Origin of the sequence: Marinihelvus fidelis (assembly GCF_008725655.1) — a bacterium.
GTDB lineage: Bacteria > Pseudomonadota > Gammaproteobacteria > Xanthomonadales > SZUA-36 > Marinihelvus > Marinihelvus fidelis.
The window spans coordinates 46521-62852 of sequence record NZ_VYXP01000012.1; the positions used below are offsets into that span (position 1 = coordinate 46521).

Consider the following 16332-nt stretch of genomic DNA (forward strand, 5'->3'; position numbering starts at 1 on the left):
AGCTCTGGTTGTTGTTTTAATGAAACCTTTTTTAGATGACAGCGGCCATTTTGAAGATAGGCAGGTACATGGCGATGACCATGGCACCGACAACTACGCCAACAAATACGATGATGACAGGCTCTAGCAGGCTGCTCAGTGCATCAACGGCATTGTTTACTTCTTCTTCGTAAGCCTCTGCGACTTTGATCAACATTTCATCAAGCGAGCCAGCCTCCTCACCAATGGCTGCCATCTGGATGACCATGTTTGGGAAGACATCAGTTTGCTGCATGGCGAGTTGAAGTTGGTGACCAACGGCTACGTCCTCACGAATACGTGCTGCCGCGTCGTTATAAACCTGGTTGCCTGTTGCGCCGGAAACAATGCCCAAGGCTTCAACCAAGGGAACGCCGGCCGCAAACGTAATGGCCAGGGTTCTGCAAAACCGAGCAATCGCCGCCTGTCTAAGAATTCCACCGATAATTGGAATTTTGAGGCTGACCTTGTCAATCCAGTGTGCGAATGAAGTTGACCGCTTCTTGGCCATTACGATAGCGGTAATGGACAGAACAAGGAAGATAATTAAAAACAATCCTTTGCTTCGTAGAAACTCGCTGGCGTTGATCACCATTCGGGTGAATGCAGGCAAGTCAGCACCGAAGTTCTGGAAAATGGATTCGAACTGTGGAATGACATAAACGAGAAGAATAGCGGAAACGATAATGGCAACCGCAACAACGGCGATGGGGTAAAAAAGTGCTTTTTTAATTTTTCCCTTGATGCTTTCGATTCGCTCCTTGTATGAAGCAATTTCATCGAGAATCGTGTCAAGAACACCTGCGCTTTCACCCGCTTTGACAAGGTTGGTATAGAGTTCATCGAATTGAATCGGGTGGGCGCTTAGCGCTTCATGCAGACTGCCGCCAGATTCTACATCCGCCCGGATTTTATCGAGCATGGCGCGCATTCGAGGGTTTTTTGTACCACCTGCAATGATCTGAAATCCAGTAACAAGCGGCACGCCCGATTTGAGCATGGTCGCAAGTTGGCGGCTAAAGTTTGTAATTTCCTTGGACGAAATTCTTCGGCCCGCCGCACCAAAAAGTGGTTTCGGCTTCTTGCGTACCCTTATGGGGCTAATGCCCTGCCGGCGCAACTCTGCTCTTACGAGGTTAGGGGTGGGGGCGACTTGCTGACCTTTCAGTTTGACGCCACGTTTATCTCTTCCTTCCCAAAGAAAAATGGTGTTTTCTGCTTGAACGGTAGCCATGACCTAATCCTTGGTTACACGGTTGATTTCGATGAGGTCGGTTACACCTCGAGCAACTTTAAGCAGTGCCGCTTGTCGCAGGTCAAGCACACCTTCCTTGGCGGCTTCTTTGGCGATTTTTAGCGCACTGCCTTCTTCCAATACGATTTGTTGAATCTCTTCAGATAACGGCATCACCTGAAAAACACCGCTTCGTCCACGGTAGCCCTCGTTGCATTCTGAGCAACCAACGGGTTTATAGAGATTTACTTCGTCCAGGTTCTCGCTGTCAAAGCCGGCTCGGATCATCGCCTCTTCTGGCAGTTCGTCACGCTGCTTACATTTGTGCAGGGTCCTGATGAGTCTTTGGGCAATAACAAGATTGACTGCCGAGGTGATGTTGTAACTGGGTACACCCATGTTCATCAATCGCGTAATCGACTGCGGAGCGTCATTCGTGTGAAGTGTGGACAATACTAAGTGACCGGTTTGGGCTGCTTTGATACCGATTTCTGCCGTCTCGAGGTCACGAATCTCACCCACCATGATGACATCTGGGTCTTGGCGGAGAAATGAGCGCAGCGCCCGGGCAAATGTCATGCCCTGTTTGGCATTCTGTTGAACCTGGTTAATCCCATGCACACGAATTTCAACGGGGTCTTCAACCGTCGAAATATTCCTCCCCTCATCGTTCAGGAGGTTCAGGGCCGTATAAAGCGTTACGGTCTTACCTGAGCCCGTGGGCCCGGTCACCAAGATCATCCCGTAGGGCTTCTTGACGGACTCCAGGTAAATATCATGCTGGGTGGGCTCAAACCCGAGCCCTTCGATGCCCAAGTTTGTTGAAGCTGAGTCTAGAATTCGCAGAACGACTTTCTCGCCGAACAAGGTTGGGCAAGTGCTAACGCGAAAATCGATACTCCGTGTCCGAGTAATATTAAGCTTGATTCGGCCATCTTGGGGAACTCGCTTTTCCGCGATATCCAGGCCGGCCATGACCTTAAGTCTTGCCGTCAATCGACGGGCCATTTGGACCGGTGGGCTGGCTATGGACTTCAGAACGCCATCAAGCCTGTACCGAATACGGTACTTAGACTCGTAAGGTTCGAAATGAATATCCGATGCGCCCTTTCGAATAGCATCAAGAAGGACCTTGTTGATGAATCGAACGACAGGGGTTTCGTCAATCGCATTTTCTAGATCAATTTCATCGGTGTCCTCGTCGATCTGAAATCCGAGGTCCTCAAAACCTTCTTCGGAGTCGAAATCGTCAAATTCCTCTTCCGCGACTGCAAGAGCACGTTCGATAGCTTTGTCTAACTGGTCTGCCGCGACCAATATCGGCTCTACGTGAAAGCCGGAACTAAAAGAAATCTCATCGATGATCGTGTGATCGGTCGGGTCGGACAGAGCAACGAATATTGAATTCCCACGTAGATAAAGTGGCAATGCTTTGTGTTTGAGTATCAGGCTTTCACTGACCAGGCTGGTAGGTGTTTGACCAAGATCTAGTGAAGAGACATCAAGTAGTGGCACGCCATACTCAACTGAAGCCGCCTGGGCCAGCGTACTGGGGTCTAAACTTTGTTGTTGGCTTAGCCAAGCTAAAACGGTTGTGCCATTCTTGCTTGCGCCATCGCAAGCTGAGAGCGCCTCCTGCTCTTCCATCAGGCCTTCTGCGACCAGACGTCTGGCAAAACCACGTAACTGGCTGGACACCTTGAGTTCCGAATTCATGCGCGGCGCTCTCCACTCCCCTTTCCATCATTATATCGGAACATCATTACCTCAATGCAATGCGTAAATGAATATCAGAAACTAAAAAGCCCCTTGCGATCGCAAGGGGCTTTTAGAGTTTAGCCTGACGATGACCGTAAGTTATAGGTCACGCCAATTCGGCATAAACTTACTGGCGGCAGGTAGCCGGCAGGTGACGCAGCGCGCCCGTGCCGTTCGTCGTGCAGTCCCAGTTGATCGGGCCGGACATTGACGTCGGGTTGTAAGCGGCACCTGACGCGTCTTCGGGTGTCAGGAAGGCGCCCGGGTCAACGTCAGCACCAGTGTTAGTTGACTGAACGGTGATTCGACCAGTCCCCGGAGTAATTACCAGGTCGTTGCAGTACTGGCTTTCGCTGTTCGCGGTGTCGAAACCGTAGGCAGCTTCAGAGCCAGCGAAGTTGCCTTCTGACTGGAAGTACTCGGAAACGGCCAATTTAGCCGGTGCTGCCTGATTGATGCACTCGCCGACCTTAGCGCGGATGGTGTAGTCCTGGTAAGCCGGCACGGCCAGCGCGACCAGGATGGCGACGATCGCGATCACGATCATCAGTTCGATAAGGGTGAAACCCTTTTGAATTTGCTTAGTCACTTTCTCTACCCTCCAATGGTGATGATATTCGGTGCCTGATTACATTCAAGTCACCGGGATGCCCCTAGATGATTCATTGGGATGCGGGTTGTATAAATGCAGGGAGTGTGCCAAGTTTTTCATTGGTTGAAAAAACAGGGGGTTGGGGGCGATTTTATGCTGGATTTAGGCTTGAAATGACGGTGGAATGTCAGGATGTGACGAAAATTGTCACCTTTTTGCGCGTTATGTCGGGGTTTGGGCCAGGCGCAGGCCGGTGAACTGCCATCGGGCATCCGGGTAGAAGAAGTTTCGGTAGCTGGGGCGGCTGTGGTTGGGGGCGGTGGCGCCGCTTTTTCCTTTCAGCACCATCTGGTTGATCATGAATTTGCCGTTGTATTCGCCGACGGCGCCTTTGCTGGGCTGGTAGCCGGGGTAGGGTGCGTAGGCGCTGGCGGTCCATTCCCAGTTGGTGACGTTTTTGGGTCGGGTGGCTTCCCATTCGAATTCGGTGGGCAGGCGCTTGCCCTGCCAGCGGGCGTAGGCGTCGGCCTCGTAGTAGCTGATGTGGGTGACGGGTTCTGCCCCTGGCAGGGGCTGGTCGCCGCGCAGGGTGAAGTGGCGCCATTGGCCGTCTTCCGCCTTGCGCCAGTACAGGGGGGTGGTGATGCCGTGTTGCTGGCGCCAGGCCCAGCCGTCGGAGAGCCAGAGCAGCGCGTTGTTGTAGCCGCCGTCTTCCATGAACTGCAGCCACTCGTGGTTGGTCACGGGGTGGGTGGCCAGTTGGGCCGCCTGTAAATGCACCGTGTGCGCCGGGCCCTCGTTGTCGAAGGCGAAGCCTTCGCCCTGGTGGCCGATGGTGTACTGGCCTTCGGGCAGGGTTTGCCAGGCGTTGGTGGTGTCGTCCTTTGTCGGTGCTGCCGGGGCGGGGGCGTCGTGGTTGAACATCGCGGGCCAGGTGGGGTTTTGCCACAGCCCATGCTTGATATCCGTCAGCAGCAGTTCCTGGTGTTGCTGCTCGTGGTGGATCCCCAGGGTGACCAGGGGGGCGATGGCCTTCATCTGCTCCTGGCTGGCCTGGGTCAGCAGTTCTTCCATCGCCTGGTCGGTGGCCTGGCGCCATTCCATCACCCGCTCCAGCGGCGGCCGGGACATCATGCCGCGCTTGGGGCGGGGGTATTGCTCGCCCACGCCATTGTAATAACTGTTGAACAGGACCTTGTGGGCTTCGTCGAACGGCGTGTGGCCTTTTTTGTGTTCGCACAATACAAACGTCTCGAAGAACCATGTCGTGTGACCCAGGTGCCACTTGGTGGGGCTGGCGTCGGGCATGGACTGGATCATCTGGTCTTCGGGGCTCAGGGGGGCGGCCAGGGCTTCGGTGTGGGCGCGGGTGGTTTGGTATTGTGCGAGCAGGGTGGTGGGGTCGGCCAATGTCTGGGTCCGGGTGGGTTTGGGTTGGGGCATTGTATTACGTGGGTTGGGGTGAATTTGCCATATTCACTATTGTGGCCTGGGTGAGATGCTTGGTGGGGTTGGAGATATTTATATGTATGCCCGTAACGGGTATACTTGGGGGGGGAAGTGAGGCGCGTTCTAAAACGTAGAAGTTTTGCGAAGTGGCAGGCTGGTGAAAATATACGAAACGCTGTGTTGTGTAACGTCGTGTTGGAAATGGAGCGGGGCCTGATTGATGCGGTCCTCGGCGAAAGTTTGTACAAGATGCGTGTGTCCCGCCCAGGGGGTGGTAAGCGGAGTGGCTACCGAGTTTTCGTTGCGGCAAGGCTGGGTACTCGGTATGTATTTATGCATGGGTTCCCGAAGAATGTCAGGGCCAATATCACGCGGTCAGAAAAGAAGGCGTTGCAGTTTGCGGGGAAGGCGTTTTTGGAGTTGACGGGTAATGCGCTGGTGGAATCTCTGAAGGCTGGCGTGTTGTTGGAGGTGGATTGTGAGTGAAATCATTGAGTCGTTGCGCGACGATTTAGGCGCCCTCCATGAGGTTGGCGCAGTCGATAAGGTCACAATGCGGGAGTTTGAGCGTATTTGTCCGCCGCCAGTGCGGGAGTTCAGCGCGCTCGATATCAAACGCCTGCGGGAAAGGCTGAAGTTCAGTCAGCCGGTGTTCGCTCTTCACCTGCATACATCGGCATCGACGATTCGCAAGTGGGAACAGGGCGAGACGCGGCCGGCGGGGCCCGCGTTGAAGTTGCTCAATGTGATTGCTGATAAGGGCTTGAAGGCAATCATCTGACGGTACGGAAAGGTAAAGCGATGAACAGGCTGAAAATTATTCCTGAGTTCAAAACCGAAGAGGAAGAGCGGGCGTTTTGGAAGGTTAATGACTCCGCCGATTATGTTGAGTGGGAAAAAGCTCAGGTTGTGACCATGCCAAACCTGAAGCCCTCCACGAAGACCATCTCCCTGCGACTGCCCGAAAGCCTTTTGGACGACGAAAGACATCGATCGTAGGCATTATTGCCAACAGCGGAAAATGTTGGCATAATTGACAACATGGGGGAAGATCAACGAACGGCCAGAAGGTGGATAGATGAGGCATCGTTTGTTGAAACGAGCATCGTTCGATTGTCGAAACCGCTCGAAGGTTCAGACCACCCTTACAAGTACAGCCTGGCTCTGATCGTCGGTGGTCAATGTGTACTTCGCTACGACAATGAGCGTGGCAAAGGGGATCACAGGCATGAAGGTGACATTGAGCAGGCTTATGTCTTTACCACGCTGAGCCAACTGTTAAGCGATTTTAAGTCTGACGTCAGGAGGAAGCTTCAAAATGGATGAAACGACTTTGAAGATTGGCGTGCGGACAATGGATAAGTTTTTCGAGGGTGTTGCTGAGTCAGTTGAAAATGTCGGGTACACCACGCCTTCACTTTATTTTCCCTCTGCGGAAGACTTGTTCAAGACCCTGGGGGGTCGGCGGTGGGAAATCCTTCAGGCATTGGCGGGGCAACGTTCTGTCGGCGTTCGCGAGTTGGCACGGCTGGTCGCGCGGGAAGTCAAGTCCGTGCACCGCGATACCGAGGCATTGGTGGCGGGTGGTGTGATCAGTAAAGCTGATGATGGCAAGTTGAGTTTTCCGTACACGCGTATCGTGCTGGAGCCGTTTGAATTCGAGAGTGGGCGGGCCGCGTAGATCGCGCTGTCCGGCCGTCCCTAGTCGATCCCGTACTTCTTCAGCTTGTACCTTAGCGACCGGAAGCTGATGCCCAGCTGCTCCGCCGCGCGGGTCTTGTTGTAGCGGGCCTTTTTCAGCGCCTCTTCGAGCATCTGTTTTTCGATGTCTTCCATGTAGGTGTCGAGCGACTGGTCGGCATCCAGGCCGGGCAGGGGGGCGTCGCCGTTGGCGTGGCCGTTGGCGCCGTCGTGCAGGTCGTCGAACTGCTCGAGCATCAGGTCGTCGGGGTCGATGGCGCCGCCTTCGCTCATGGTCACGGCGCGTTGCAGGATGTTGATCAGCTCGCGCACGTTGCCGCTGAAATCATGTTGCTGCAGGGCGTCCATGGCGTCGGGGCTAATGGCCGGGGCCTGGGTGTCCCACTCGGCGGTGATGTTCTTCAGGAAATGCGTGGCCAGCGCGGGGATGTCATCGGGGCGCTCGGCCAGGCTGGGCATGTGCAGTTCGATCACGTTCAGGCGGAAATAGAGATCCGAGCGGAACTTGCCTTCTTCCACCAGCGGTTTCAGGGCCTTGTGGGTGGCGCTGAGGATTCGCACATCCACGCCGATTTCCTCGCGGGCGCCAATGGGGCGCACGGCTTTTTCCTGGATGGCGCGCAGCAGTTTCACCTGCATGTGCAGGGGCAGGTCGGCGACCTCGTCCAGCAGCAGGGTGCCGCCGTCGGCGGCCTGGAACAGGCCTTCCTTGTTGGCGTCGGCGCCGGTGAAGCTGCCTTTTTTGTGCCCGAAGAACTCGCTTTCCATCAGCTCGGTGGGGATGGCGCCGCAGTTGACCGGGATGAAGGGGCCGTCGATGCGCGGGCCCAGGTCGTGGATCAGGCGCGCGGCCAGTTCCTTGCCCGAACCGCTGGCGCCGGAGATCAGCACCGGGGCCTGGCTGCGGGCCAGCTTGCGGATCATCTGCCGGCAGCGGTTCATGGCCTGGGAGTTGCCGATCAGGCGTGACAGTTCGCCGTCGGGCTCGACAATGGGAGCCGGTGCGTTGGCGGCGTCAAAATCGTCATCCTGCTCCGGGGTGCTGTCGTCGGCGCGCAGGCGCAGGGCGGTGTTAACCAGCTTGCGCAGCATGCCCAGGTCGACGGGCTTGCTGACAAAGTCAAACGCGCCCAGTTTCAGGGCCTGCACGGCGTCCTCCACCCGCCCGTGGGCGGTGATCACGGCCACCGGCAGGTCCGGGTGGTCGCGGCCGATCTGCTGCACCAGGTCCAGGCCGTTGCCATCGGGCAGGCGCATGTCGGTCAGGCAGAAGCTGAAGTCGTTGGCGCCCAGGGCGCGGCGTGCCTGGACCAGGTCGGCGGCGGCGGTCACGCGCAGGCCCATGCGTTCCAGCGTCATCACCAGCAGGTCCCGGATGTCGGGCTCGTCGTCGATGATGAGGACATGCTGGTTGTCGATCATGGGCCCTCCCTGAAGGCGTTGAGGTCGATGATGCTGGCGCCGCCGCCGGCCAGCGTCATGCGCACGTGGAAACGGGTGCGTTCACCGGGGTCGGAGTCTACCGTGAGTTCGGCCTGGTTGGCTTCCACCAGCTGGCGGGCGATGTACAGCCCCAGGCCCGAGCCTTCCTTGCGGGTGGTGTAGAAGGGCTGGAAGATGTCCACCATCTTCTCTTCCTCGATGCCTTCGCCGTTGTCCTCCACGCTCACCTTGCAGAAGCCGGAGTCGTGCTCGTGGCCCAGGCGCAGCACCAGCTCGGGGCGATGGCGGTTGTCGCCCAGGTGCTGCAGGGCGTTCTCCATCAGCTTCCACAGCACCTGGTGCAGCTGGCTACGGTCGAACATCACCGACAGCTTCCCGGTCTCTTCCGGGTTGCCGCGTGGCAGTTCCAGGCGGAACGGGTAGTCGCGGTAGGCGGTGTTGAATTCCTCGCGCAGCTCTTCCAGCCACGGCGCGATGGCGAAGATCTCGTGCTGGCTCTTCTCTCGCCGCGACATCTGCAGGATGTTCTCGATGATGCCGTTGGTGCGCTTGACGTTGTTGCGGATGATGGTGATCAGCTTGTCCTGGTCCGCGGTCAGGCCGTCGTCTTCCTCCAGCAGCTGGGCGGCGTGGCTGATGGCGCTGAGCGGGTTGCGCACCTCGTGCGCGATGCTGGTGGACAGCCGCGCCAGGCTCACCGACGACATCTCCAGCGCGCGCTGGCTGACCACGTCGTTGTCTTCCAGGAAGACCACCACGGAAATCTCGTTGCCGGCCGGCACGCTGACGAACTTGGGCACCACCTGCGCCTGGCTGGCGTTCAGGTTAAGGGTCTCGGGCTCCAGCCGCGGGTCGCCCATCCACTCGTCCAGGGCGCGTTTCAGTTCCGGGCTGATGTCTTCGAGCGCGCGCCGGGCCGCGGGCGGGCTGCCCAGCAGGAACCAGGCGCTCTCGTTCATCATCTTGATGTGGCCGTCGGGGCCCACGGCCAGCACGCCGGAGCGCAGCCGGCGGATGACCAGCTCGTTGATCTGCTCCAGCCGGGTCAGCGTCAGCAGCTGCTGCTCGGCGATCAGGCGGAACTCGCGCGCCCAGTTGGCCAGGATATGCGTGAGTGTGGTGATGATGAAGATGATGACGCCGAAGACGCCGCCGGTGAGGAAGTCGTCGGCGCTGGTAGCGCCACCCATGTAGGCGATGGTGGGGCCGGACAGCACCGCCAGCGAGGCCAGGCCGGCAATCAGCAGCGCCAGGCGCAGCGGCAGCACGATACCGGCGGCGGCGCCGGTGAACACCAGCAGCACGGCCAGGCCGTCGAAGGTGTTCAGCAGCAGCGCCATCAGCAGCACGTCCAGCAGCAGCGACTGCAGTGCCATGTCGCGCACGCCCTGCTCGTCCTGCGGGCGCACGATGATGAACACCACGGCAAAACCGAAGTAGACCAGCAGCACGGCGGCGGCCAGCGTGGTGTTGGTGAAGTTGATGCCCTGGGTGAGCAGGCCGCCGATAAATGCCGCGCCCAAAGCCAGCGCCACGAACAGGCGGAAGCCGTTCAGGTAGCGCAGCACGCGCAGCGTCAGCGCGGGGGATAAGGGGTAGCCGGTGAAATCGGCAATCTTCTGCAACGGGGGCTCCTTTGTTCTCGCCCGGTGTTTTCGCCTGGATGGCGGCCTTCGCCGGGCCGCGGCAGTGGCAGTATAGCAATCGTTCGGGCCGTTGAGATGAACCGACGTAGAGAAAGCGCGGCCCCTTACCTATAGTTCGGATGCATCGCGCGACCGACCACTAATCACCTCCAACCCCCCGCGGCGCCGATGTCAGCGAGTCCGACTGGTATCCGTCTCGCGCCCCTTCGCATCCAGATCGACCTGGGAGGAGGGAGTCATGATCGACGAATTGAAATTGAAGGCCCACGGCCGTGTGCTGACGGCCTGCGTGGCGGCGCTCGTGTGCGCGTCCGCCGGTGCCGCCGGCAAACCCGGTGGCGCGAACACCGCCATGCACGATATCGACCTGCGTGGCGGCGGTGGCCGCCTGGTCACCGGCCAGGCGGCGCGGCAGTTACGCGCCGCGGCGCCGGCGGGGCAGGCGCAGGCGCTGGCCGATTTTGAGCGCGCCGCGCCCGGCCTGCAGCTACGCTGGAGCGCCCTGACGGGCGCGCCCAGCCGCATTGCGGCCACGAAGGGGGCATTGACAGGCCCCAGTGCCATGGCGCCCGACGCCATTGCCTACGATTTCCTGGCGCGTAACCCGGCGCTGCTGGGCCTGCAGGCGGACGATATCGCCGCCATGCGCGTGGCCCGCGAGCTGGGTTCCAGCGCCACCGGCGCCAGTTACGTGACCCTGCAGCAGCAGGTGAACGGCATTGACGTGTTTGGCGGCCGGGTCAAGTTCACCATCAGCCCGAAGGGCGAGGTGCGCAGCGTGTCTGGCGAGCCCATTGCCAACGTGGCGAAGGCGGCGAGCGGTACGACGCCGCTGGTGCCGGTGGGCGAGGCGCTGGCCCTGGCCGCGGCCGACGCCCGGCTGGACCATGTCGAGTTCAGCCGTGATCACGGCCTGGTGTGGTTCCCGCTGTCGGCCACCGAGTTGCGGCTGGCCTGGAACGTGGTCACCGGCGACGGTGACAGCCCGAACGCCTATCGCAGCCTGGTCGACGCCGTCGACGGCCGCGTGCTGTGGCGCCAGAACCTGACGTCCTACGCGCACCAGACCGCCATCGGCCTGGCCTATACCAGCGATGGCCCGGACCCGGGCACGCCGTCCGGCACCAGCTCCGGAAACACGCCGGGCAGCGACCCTGCCGGCGCCAACCCGCGCCAGGTGCTGCCGTTCGATGGTGAGGACTTCTTCTCCCACGACGACGACCACGCGGACTGGTGGAACGGCAGCGGCGAGGCCGACTACAGCCGCACGGTGAGCAACAACGTCACCGCCCGCGATGACCGCCTGGGCGACGGTTCGCCGCAGATCGTCACCACCGACCCTTCCGGCGACTACACCGTCAGCCCGGCCTTTGACATTGACCTGTCGCAGGCGCCCAGCACCTACATCAATGCCTCGGTGGTGAACCTGTTCTACTGGTACAACCGCCTGCATGATTTCTGGTACGGCTACGGTTTTGACGAGGCCGCCGGCAACGCGCAGGTGAGCAATTTCGGCCTGGGCGGCGCCGAGGGTGACCCGATCATCGTCGACGCGCAGGACAACTCGACCCCGGCCGACCCGGCCGATGCCGACAACTGCAACGCCTTCATGCGCGCCGACACCGACGGCAACTCGCCGTCGTCGCGCTTCCTGATCTGTGACCGCGGCGCCAACGGCATTATCGATGCCGGCCTGGACAACACCGTCATTGCCCACGAGTTCGGCCACCTGGTGGTCGGGCGATTGCTGGAGGGCAACGTTAACGTGTCGCAGGGCTCGGGCATGAACGAGGGCTTTTCCGACCTCTTCGGCCTGACCATCTACGCCGAGGCCGACGACGAACTGGACGCGCCCTATGGCATCGGCGGCTGGTACCGGGGGCAGCCCGACAGCAGCATCCGGCGCGAGTTCTACAGCACCGACCCGACGGTGTTCACGCGCCGTTTCGCCGATATCGTCGACGGCGCGTTCTGCGCCGTGCGGGTGTGCAGCAACGACGACACCATGGCCTGCGGCACCGATGACGACTGCGGTGACGGCAACACCTGCGACACGGCCTCGTGCGGCTTCCAGTTCCAGTGCGAACCGCCCACGACCACCATTTCGCAGGGGCCCTGCAGGGCGGAGGAGCATGACGCCGGCGAAATCTGGGCCAACACGCTGTGGATTGCCTACACCAGCATGGTGAAGAAGTTTGGCTACGGCGCGGCGCAGACGGCCTTCCACCAGCTGGTGGTCGACGGCCTGAAGGGCGCCCCGGACTTTCCGGACTTCCTGGACATGCGCGACGCCATCCTGGTGGCCGACCTGGATTTCCAGGCCGGTGCGGCGCAGTGCCTGCTGTGGGACGCCTTCGCCAGCATGGGCATGGGCGTGTCCGCGTCCAGCCTGGGCAGCGGCGACATCAACGTGATCGAGGCCTTCGACACGCCGCCGTCCTGCACGCCCAATATCGACGTCAGCATCACCGCCAATATCGGCCTGGTGTGCCTGGATGACGACACCATCATCCCGATGGACATCACCAACACCGGCACCGGCGACCTGGTCATCGACGCCATCGATATCCAGGGCCAGGACGCGGCCGAGTTCTCGCTCGACCCGTCGCCGGAGATTCCGCTGGTGGTGCCGCAGGGCAGCACGGTGTCGTTCACGCTGCACCATGTGCCGGCCGGGGGCTTTGGCGCCCGCAATGCCACCGTGGTGATCACCTCCAACGACCCGGATGAGCCGACCGTGTCGGTGCCGGTGTCCGCCGAGGTGGGCGCGCCCGACATCAACGTGGCCATCGCCGACTCCGGCGCCTTCGGCAACGTCTGCACGGGCGAGCAGTCCGACATGACGCTGGTGATCAGCAACCAGGGCCAGTGCGACCTGACCATCGACGACATCCAGCTGGGCGGTACCGGCGCGAGCCAGTTCGACCTGCCCACGGCGCTGGACCTGCCGCTGGTGCTGGCCGCCGGCAGCGACTTCAACCTGCCGGTGCGGTTCTCGCCCGATGCCTGCACGGATTCGACCTACCTGGCGCATGTCGCCATCAGCAGCGATTCCCCGGGTGAGGGCACGGTCAACGTGCCGATCAGCGGCGAGGCCGACTGTCCGGAGCTGGTGATCGATCCGGTTGGCCTGACCGGGCTGAACGCCTTCCCGGCCACGGTTGTCGACACCGACGGCTCACTGGGCTGCTTCTCCGAGAAGTCCGCCGTGCTGCGCAACAACAGCAGCTGTCCCCTCACCATTACCGATATCTCCGCCGCCAACGGCGTGGACTTCCAGGTGATGGCGCCGACGGTGTTCCCGATCATCCTGCCGGGTGGCGAGGAAACGCTGGAAACGGTGGTGCGGTTTACCCCGCAGTCCGATGCCGATCCGCTGGCGCCGGGTGAGCTGACCGACCTGCTGGTCGTCAACAGCGATGATCCCGACGGTGCGCAGGACGCGCAACTGTGTGGCGAGTCCGCGCACGGCAGCGGCACGCGCATCCTGGTCACCGAGACCAGCACCGGCATCCCGCTGGTGGTGGACGGCCTGGAGCGGCTGGACCTGACGTCGAAGCAGAAGAACCGTCCGGGGCCCATCAACCTGGACTTCACCGATGTACCGGTGACTTCGACCGATGTGTGCGGCAATACCGTCGCGTACCACGTGAACCTGGAAACGCTGCCGCAGGCCGAGAGCACCGGCAAGCACGGTTCGCAGTACACGGCCCACGCCAAGCACGGCAACCTGCAGACGTCCGACAGCTTTGGCCTGGACCAGTGCGAGTTCCGTGACACCCAGCTGCAGTTGCAGGACGACGACTCCGGCGCCTGCCTGCTGGCACCCAAGGGTGCTGCGTGCAGTGCCGACAGCGAATGCTGCTCCGGCAAGTGCAAGGGCCCCAGCGGCAACATGAGCTGTAAGTAAGGCTCTCCCCCGCGGCCGCCTGTTCGGGCGGACGCAGAGCCGGCGTCCCTTTCGGGGCGCCGGTTTTTTAGGCGATGACCGGTTGCCCGCCTTTGCTTCCGCGGGCGTTTCAGGGGAAAATGGAGAACTTGGTCGCGGCGCGCCGCGGTCACCCGAATTCGACATTTTTCAATGACCTGATTCAACCCGGGAGACCCGATGAATTTTCATGAATACCAGGCGAAGGAACTGTTCGCCGAATATGGCATTCCCGTGCCCGCGGGAACGAACGCCACCACGCCGGACGAGGCCGTAGAGGCAGCGAAGGCGCTGGGCGGCGACATGTGGGTGGTGAAGGCCCAGGTGCACGCCGGCGGCCGCGGCAAGGCCGGCGGCGTCAAGCTGGTGAAGACGCTGGACGAGGTGCGCGCCGAGGCGGAGCGCATGCTCAACATGACCATCGAAACCTACCAGACCGGCGGCCTGGCGCTGCCCGTGGACTCGGTGCTGATCGCCGAGGCCACCGACATCGAGTCCGAGATCTACCTCTCGGCCCTGGTCGACCGCAACAACCGTTGCGTCACCTTCATGGGCTCTTCCGAAGGCGGCGTGGACATCGAGGAAGTGGCGGCCACTTCCCCGGAGAAGATCATCACCGTCAAGGTGAACAACACCGCCGGCTTCCGCAGCTACGACGCGGCCAAGATGGGCTTCGGCATGGGCCTGTCGGTCAAGCACGTGCGCCAGCTGACGAAGATCATGGGCGGCATCTACAAGCTGTTCGTGGAAAAAGACCTGGCGCTGGTCGAGGTGAACCCGCTGATCATCGACGGTAACGACGACCTGGTCGCGCTGGACGCCAAGATCAACGCCGACGAGGGCGCGCTGTTCCGCCACCCGGACCTGGCCGCCATGCGCGACACCCGCCAGGAAGACCCGACCGAGGTCGAGGCCCACGAGCTGGACCTGAACTACGTCACCCTGGACGGCAACATCGCCTGCATGGTGAACGGCGCGGGCCTGGCCATGGCCACCATGGACGTGATCAAGCTGAACGGCGGCGAGCCGGCCAACTTCCTGGACGTGGGCGGTACCGCCGACGCCGAGCGCGTGGCCGCGGCCTTCCGCCTGATCCTGTCCGGCGACAACGTCGAGGCCATCCTGGTGAACATTTTCGGCGGCATCGTGCGCTGTAACTGGATCGCCGAGGGTGTGCTCAAAGCCGTCGAGGAAGTGGGCGTGACCGTTCCGGTGATCGTCCGCCTGCAGGGCACCAATGCCGAACAGGGCCGGCAGATGCTGGCCGAATCCGACCTGGCGGTTATTCCCGCCGATGATTTGAACGACGCCGCCCAGAAAGCGGTGGCCGCAGCGAAGGGGGCCGCCGCATGAGCATCCTGATTAACAAAGACACCAAGGTCATCTGCCAGGGCCTGACCGGCCAGCAGGGCACCTTCCACACCCAGCAGGCCATCGAGTACGGCACGAAAATGGTCGGCGGCGTGACGCCCGGCAAGGGCGGCCAGACCCACCTGGACCTGCCGGTGTTCGACACCGTGGCCGAGGCCGTGGGCGAGACCGGCGCGAACGCGTCCGTAATCTACGTGCCGCCGCCGTTCGCCGGCGACGCCATCATGGAAGCCGCCGACGCCGGTATCGAGCTGATCGTCGCCATCACCGAGGGTATCCCGGTGCACGACATGATGCGCGCCCGCGCCATGATCGACGGCATCCCGGGCTGCCGCCTGGTGGGTCCGAACTGCCCCGGCGTGATCACCCCTGATGAATGCAAGATCGGCATCATGCCGGGCTTCATCCACCAGGCGGGCCGCGTGGGCGTGGTCTCGCGCTCCGGCACGCTGACGTACGAAGCCGTTTACCAGACCACCCAGGCCGGCCTGGGCCAGACCACCTGCGTGGGCATCGGCGGCGACCCGATCAACGGCACCAACTTCATCGACGTGCTGCGCCTGTTCCAGGACGATCCGGCCACCGAGGGCATCATCATGGTGGGCGAGATCGGCGGTTCGGCCGAGGAAGAAGCGGCCGAGTTCATCGCCGACTACGTGACCAAGCCCGTGGTGGCCTACATCGCCGGTGTCACGGCGCCCCCGGGCAAGCGCATGGGCCATGCCGGCGCCATCATTGCCGGCGGCAAGGGCACGGCCGAGGCCAAGTTCGCGGCGCTGGAAGAGGCGGGTGTGTCGACCGTCAAGTCTCCGGCTGACCTGGGCTCGGCGATCACCGAAGCCCTGGGCTAAACGCCCTCAGCGGGCTAAACGCCCTCAGCGAGCTAAACGCCCTCGCGGGGCCGGGTGGGGGTATCCCCCGCCCGGGCCGTGGTCGCCTGGCCTTCGGCTTCCCTCGCTGTCACACCTTTATCGCGGTCGGCACGGCGGGCCATCCTGGCCCGGCGTGCCTCCGCGCGCCATCCCTGGCGCGCGGACCCCGCTAAAGCTGCGCCTGCTCGGCAGGCTCCAACACGGCCCGGGCAGGGAATACCCCCACCCGGCGTGAGGGTGTTCAGCCCCAGGAAGGCAGCGTTAGGGTCAGAGTAGGGGGTCAGAGTAGGGGGTCAGAGTAGGGGGTCAGAGCAGGGGGT

13 protein-coding genes and 1 pseudogene are annotated in these 16332 nt (G+C 61.5%); 8 read left to right on the plus strand and 6 right to left on the minus strand.

From position 1 onward, the window contains the following. Positions 1 to 31 precede the first annotated feature (31 nt). From F3N42_RS14540 to egtB, 4 genes are all read right to left on the minus strand, one after another. Positions 32 to 1252, minus strand: coding sequence for a type II secretion system F family protein (locus F3N42_RS14540; RefSeq protein WP_150865342.1), 1221 nt, complete (start codon positions 1250 to 1252; stop codon positions 32 to 34). A gap of 3 nt (positions 1253 to 1255) precedes the next feature. Next, a complete protein-coding gene (gene pilB, locus F3N42_RS14545) occupies positions 1256 to 2968 on the minus strand; it encodes a type IV-A pilus assembly ATPase PilB (RefSeq protein WP_150865344.1) in 1713 nt (570 codons plus the stop codon). Between the two features lie 169 nt (positions 2969 to 3137). Continuing rightward, positions 3138 to 3599: a pilin gene (locus tag F3N42_RS14550; RefSeq protein ID WP_150865346.1), complete on the minus strand. Its 462-nt coding sequence runs from the start codon at positions 3597 to 3599 to the stop codon at positions 3138 to 3140. 225 nt (positions 3600 to 3824) lie between these two features. Next, a complete protein-coding gene (egtB, locus tag F3N42_RS14555) occupies positions 3825 to 5045 on the minus strand; it encodes an ergothioneine biosynthesis protein EgtB (protein WP_150865348.1) in 1221 nt (406 codons plus the stop codon). 117 nt (positions 5046 to 5162) lie between these two features. Here egtB and F3N42_RS14560 point away from each other — a divergent pair, with 117 nt between their 5' ends. The 5 genes and pseudogenes from F3N42_RS14560 to F3N42_RS14580 all read left to right on the plus strand — a co-directional run bounded on the left by F3N42_RS14560 (position 5163) and on the right by F3N42_RS14580 (position 6732). Continuing rightward, the gene (locus tag F3N42_RS14560; RefSeq protein ID WP_150865350.1) at positions 5163 to 5537 is read left to right on the plus strand and encodes a type II toxin-antitoxin system RelE/ParE family toxin; all 375 of its coding nucleotides are present in this window, start codon (positions 5163 to 5165) and stop codon (positions 5535 to 5537) included. Next, on the plus strand, positions 5530 to 5832 hold the full coding sequence (locus tag F3N42_RS14565) for a helix-turn-helix domain-containing protein (RefSeq protein ID WP_150865352.1): 303 nt from the start codon (positions 5530 to 5532) through the stop codon (positions 5830 to 5832). Before F3N42_RS14560 ends, F3N42_RS14565 begins: the two co-directional genes overlap by 8 nt. Positions 5833 to 5852: 20 nt before the next feature. Further along, positions 5853 to 6029, plus strand: a pseudogene (locus F3N42_RS14570) (CopG family antitoxin); the annotation flags it as partial. Between the two features lie 63 nt (positions 6030 to 6092). After that, positions 6093 to 6377, plus strand: coding sequence for a toxin-antitoxin system TumE family protein (locus F3N42_RS14575; protein WP_150865356.1), 285 nt, complete (start codon positions 6093 to 6095; stop codon positions 6375 to 6377). After that, positions 6370 to 6732, plus strand: coding sequence for an HVO_A0114 family putative DNA-binding protein (locus F3N42_RS14580; RefSeq protein ID WP_150865358.1), 363 nt, complete (start codon positions 6370 to 6372; stop codon positions 6730 to 6732). Before F3N42_RS14575 ends, F3N42_RS14580 begins: the two co-directional genes overlap by 8 nt. Before the next feature lie 20 nt (positions 6733 to 6752). Here F3N42_RS14580 and F3N42_RS14585 read toward each other — a convergent pair whose 3' ends face one another. Together F3N42_RS14585 and F3N42_RS14590 are read right to left on the minus strand one after the other, a co-directional pair. Then, a complete protein-coding gene (locus F3N42_RS14585) occupies positions 6753 to 8171 on the minus strand; it encodes a sigma-54-dependent transcriptional regulator (protein ID WP_150865376.1) in 1419 nt (472 codons plus the stop codon). Then, positions 8171 to 9820, minus strand: a complete 1650-nt coding sequence (locus F3N42_RS14590; RefSeq protein ID WP_150865360.1) for a two-component system sensor histidine kinase NtrB — start codon at positions 9818 to 9820, stop codon at positions 8171 to 8173. The genes F3N42_RS14585 and F3N42_RS14590 overlap by 1 nt, the downstream gene beginning before the upstream one ends. Positions 9821 to 10079: 259 nt before the next feature. Between F3N42_RS14590 and F3N42_RS14595 the strand changes: the two genes are divergently transcribed. The 3 genes from F3N42_RS14595 (at position 10080) to sucD (ending at position 15991) form a co-directional block, all read left to right on the plus strand. Beyond that, the gene (locus F3N42_RS14595; protein WP_150865362.1) at positions 10080 to 13751 is read left to right on the plus strand and encodes a M36 family metallopeptidase; all 3672 of its coding nucleotides are present in this window, start codon (positions 10080 to 10082) and stop codon (positions 13749 to 13751) included. Between the two features lie 198 nt (positions 13752 to 13949). Beyond that, positions 13950 to 15122 (plus strand): ADP-forming succinate--CoA ligase subunit beta, encoded by a 1173-nt coding sequence (gene sucC / locus F3N42_RS14600; RefSeq protein ID WP_150865364.1) that lies wholly within the window; start codon positions 13950 to 13952, stop codon positions 15120 to 15122. Next, positions 15119 to 15991 (plus strand): succinate--CoA ligase subunit alpha, encoded by an 873-nt coding sequence (sucD, locus tag F3N42_RS14605; RefSeq protein WP_150865366.1) that lies wholly within the window; start codon positions 15119 to 15121, stop codon positions 15989 to 15991. The genes sucC and sucD overlap by 4 nt, the downstream gene beginning before the upstream one ends. Positions 15992 to 16332: the final 341 nt, after the last annotated feature.

Bases quoted from the DNA above. Each gene is read 5' to 3' on its own strand.
- egtB (WP_150865348.1), bottom strand. From the start codon at position 5,045: ATGCCCCAACCCAAACCCACCCGGACCCAGACATTGGCCGACCCCACC.
- pilB (WP_150865344.1), bottom strand. From the start codon at position 2,968: ATGAATTCGGAACTCAAGGTGTCCAGCCAGTTACGTGGTTTTGCCAGA.
- sucD (WP_150865366.1), top strand. From the start codon at position 15,119: ATGAGCATCCTGATTAACAAAGACACCAAGGTCATCTGCCAGGGCCTG.
- F3N42_RS14575 (WP_150865356.1), top strand. From the start codon at position 6,093: ATGGGGGAAGATCAACGAACGGCCAGAAGGTGGATAGATGAGGCATCG.
- sucC (WP_150865364.1), top strand. From the start codon at position 13,950: ATGAATTTTCATGAATACCAGGCGAAGGAACTGTTCGCCGAATATGGC.
- F3N42_RS14580 (WP_150865358.1), top strand. From the start codon at position 6,370: ATGGATGAAACGACTTTGAAGATTGGCGTGCGGACAATGGATAAGTTT.
- F3N42_RS14540 (WP_150865342.1), bottom strand. From the start codon at position 1,252: ATGGCTACCGTTCAAGCAGAAAACACCATTTTTCTTTGGGAAGGAAGA.
- F3N42_RS14595 (WP_150865362.1), top strand. From the start codon at position 10,080: ATGATCGACGAATTGAAATTGAAGGCCCACGGCCGTGTGCTGACGGCC.